At 31.5% G+C, this 2,970-nt stretch carries 5 protein-coding genes and 1 pseudogene; 4 read left to right on the forward strand and 2 right to left on the reverse strand.

Going from position 1 to position 2,970, the window contains the following annotated elements:
* Both Megvenef_RS08395 and Megvenef_RS08400 read right to left on the reverse strand, forming a co-directional pair.
* On the reverse strand, positions 1-263 hold a 263-nt coding region (locus tag Megvenef_RS08395), incomplete at its 3' end, for a twin-arginine translocase subunit TatC (RefSeq protein WP_322777490.1).
* A 28-nt stretch (positions 264-291) separates the two neighbouring features.
* A complete protein-coding gene (locus Megvenef_RS08400; protein WP_322777491.1) occupies positions 292-705 on the reverse strand; it encodes a CvpA family protein in 414 nt (137 codons plus the stop codon).
* Between the two features lie 52 nt (positions 706-757).
* Between Megvenef_RS08400 and dnaQ the strand changes: the two are divergent.
* The 4 genes and pseudogenes from dnaQ to Megvenef_RS08420 form a co-directional block, all read left to right on the forward strand.
* Positions 758-1,393 (forward strand): annotated as a pseudogene (gene dnaQ / locus Megvenef_RS08405) (DNA polymerase III subunit epsilon); the annotation flags it as partial.
* Positions 1,394-1,411: 18 nt separating this feature from the next.
* Complete coding sequence (locus tag Megvenef_RS08410; protein WP_322777492.1) at positions 1,412-2,005, forward strand: 5-formyltetrahydrofolate cyclo-ligase; 594 nt, start codon at positions 1,412-1,414, stop codon at positions 2,003-2,005.
* Positions 2,002-2,679, forward strand: coding sequence for a CvpA family protein (locus Megvenef_RS08415; protein ID WP_322777493.1), 678 nt, complete (start codon positions 2,002-2,004; stop codon positions 2,677-2,679). The genes Megvenef_RS08410 and Megvenef_RS08415 overlap by 4 nt, the downstream gene beginning before the upstream one ends.
* Positions 2,680-2,707: 28 nt before the next feature.
* On the forward strand, positions 2,708-2,970 hold a 263-nt coding region (locus tag Megvenef_RS08420; protein ID WP_322777490.1), incomplete at its 3' end, for a twin-arginine translocase subunit TatC.

Here is a 2,970-nt window from a genome sequence, read left to right on the forward strand (position 1 = left end):
TGGTAACAACAAAATGAAAATACTATAATAAAAGCAGCAAACGCTGAGAGTTTTATATACGAGAAAAAAGCCTCGGTTAAACTTGTGTATATTATTTTTCTATTACTATCTACACTAACCTCTATAAGCGGAGATAGAATAATTTTATATATATCACTACTAAACCAATAGCATAATCCAAACGCAATTATGAAGATCCCAAATAGAGTTAAAAAACGCTTTTTTAACTCTCTAAAATGTTCTCTAAATGTATATTTTTCCATAATAATGCTTAGCTTGACGTAAAAACGCCTACTCTTTTGCTGGAAGTAAATCTTTTATATTTTCCTCCAAATGAAGATCCTCTGTTGAATTTAGTTCAACTGCTTTTTTCTTCATCTCATCAACCACACCATCCTTATTAATATCTTTGGCAGTTGGTAGTTCAATATTACTTAAGATACCAGCGGGGATAAGTTTTACAACGTCTTTAAGTATACTTTCCAAGTACGGAGTTATAATTGCTGTTTTTAGCCATTCTGGGTAATCCTCTTGTGAAATATTAAACACCAAATCCTCTGCTGATTCGGCTTTAGAGTACGCTCCAGTAACAAAAATTGCTAATACCCAAAATAGTATAACCGATATCAAAATGCCTCTAATAAAGCCAGCAACTATTCCTAACAGACGATCAAGCCACCCTTGGCTAATAACAGAGACCATCATTACCAAACTAGAACAAATAAAGGTAAAAACTATTAATGAAAATATATAAGCAGAAACAACTGGCCTTAGTCCAAGAGATGGGCATAGGATTGTTGAAATTGGTGCTTTGGAAATGGAAAACAAAGTTCTAACTGGGAATAAATTTCATTTTTATATAAATCCAGAGAGAGATATGCCTCAGGAAGCCTATAGGATTCATGGGATTTCAGGTGACTTCCTAAAGGATAAACCATTATTTAAAGATATTGCAGATACTTTTTTAAAATTTATTGATAATAGTCAGATGGTTATTCATAATGCTCCGTTTGACATTAAATTTTTAAACCATGAACTATCTCTATTAAACTTACCTTCATTAGAAGTAGAAAATGCAATTGACACACTGATAATAGCAAGAAAAGCATTTCCAGGTGCAAAGGTGAATTTGGACGCATTATGTAGAAGATTTAAAGTTGATAATTCATCGAGACAATATCATGGAGCTTTAAAGGATGCAGAGCTTCTCGCAGAGGTATATGTAGAACTTACTGGAGGTAGGCAGACTAGTTTCGTGATAAAAAATGAATCTATAGGTTTCAATTCAGATAAAGATTTGTCAGTTGATACACTTGGCAATAAAATAGTTATCAGGCCAACCCAAGAAGAGCAAATTTTTCATAAAGAATTTTTGCAAAAGATATTTAATTAAATAGATAAACAGATTTACATGGAATTAAAAAACAGTATTAGAAAAAAAATACTTTTGGACCGTAAGAAGTTTAGTGAGGTCGAGCATTTTAATTCGAATGATATTATTATCAAAAATGTTAGTGATTTTTTATATTCTAAAGTTAAGGAGAAAGATAATTCGCTAGAAAAAAAGTTTAAGCTAGTAGTTGGTTTATATTGGCCAATGGCAGGAGAGCCGGACTTATTAAAATTAGTAGTGGATCCAAGATGGTCTGTGGGTATTCCTAAAATTAAAGGAGAAAGAATGGATTTTGTAAAGTATGAAGTCGGTTCTCAGCTTGAAATGAATATGTTTGGTAAATTAAAACAGCCAAGCAATAATATTAAATTAATTCCAGATATCGCCATCTTGCCAGGGATGGCATTTAGTTTGTTTGGCCATAGGCTTGGTTTTGGGCTGGGGTATTATGATAAATATTTTTCTAAAATAGATAAAAAAATTACAAAAATAGGTGTATGTTTTTATGAAAATTTATACGAATACTTGCCACATGAACCTCATGACATTAAGATGGATTATATAATTACAGATAAATCTATAATTTCATTTAATTCGGAACTAGCACTATGACTCTAACCTTGTTTGATATAGTAATCTTAACAATAGTTTCAATATCATCCCTATTTGGACTTTACAAAGGGATGATACAGATTGTGATTAATTTTCTTGGTTTTGTAGCTTCAATATTTGTTGCCATATTACTTTATCCTAAGGTAAAAGTTGTTTTCTCAAGTTATTTCAACAATGATTTAATTATTTCAATTGCTAGCGGTGTTTCTGCTTATATATTTTCATTAATAGTTTTTACCTTTATTTGTTCTAGTTTGGTAATGATGGTCTCTGTTATTAGCCAAGGGTGGCTTGATCGTCTGTTAGGAATAGTTGCTGGCTTTATTAGAGGCATTTTGATATCGGTTATACTATTTTGGGTATTAGCAATTTTTGTTACTGGAGCGTACTCTAAAGCCGAATCAGCAGAGGATTTGGTGTTTAATATTTCACAAGAGGATTACCCAGAATGGCTAAAAACAGCAATTATAACTCCGTACTTGGAAAGTATACTTAAAGACGTTGTAAAACTTATCCCCGCTGGTATCTTAAGTAATATTGAACTACCAACTGCCAAAGATATTAATAAGGATGGTGTGGTTGATGAGATGAAGAAAAAAGCAGTTGAACTAAATTCAACAGAGGATCTTCATTTGGAGGAAAATATAAAAGATTTACTTCCAGCAAAAGAGTAGGCGTTTTTACGTCAAGCTAAGCATTATTATGGAAAAATATACATTTAGAGAACATTTTAGAGAGTTAAAAAAGCGTTTTTTAACTCTATTTGGGATCTTCATAATTGCGTTTGGATTATGCTATTGGTTTAGTAGTGATATATATAAAATTATTCTATCTCCGCTTATAGAGGTTAGTGTAGATAGTAATAGAAAAATAATATACACAAGTTTAACCGAGGCTTTTTTCTCGTATATAAAACTCTCAGCGTTTGCTGCTTTTATTATAGTATTTTCATTTTGTTGTTACCA

The sequence above is a fragment of the Candidatus Megaera venefica genome (assembly GCF_034554655.1).
Taxonomy (GTDB): domain Bacteria; phylum Pseudomonadota; class Alphaproteobacteria; order Rickettsiales; family Rickettsiaceae; genus Megaera_A; species Megaera_A venefica.

Coding starts and splice junctions, on each gene's coding strand:
- Megvenef_RS08410 (WP_322777492.1), top strand. CDS start 1,412: ATGGAATTAAAAAACAGTATTAGAAAAAAAATACTTTTGGACCGTAAG.
- Megvenef_RS08400 (WP_322777491.1), bottom strand. CDS start 705: ATGATGGTCTCTGTTATTAGCCAAGGGTGGCTTGATCGTCTGTTAGGA.
- Megvenef_RS08415 (WP_322777493.1), top strand. CDS start 2,002: ATGACTCTAACCTTGTTTGATATAGTAATCTTAACAATAGTTTCAATA.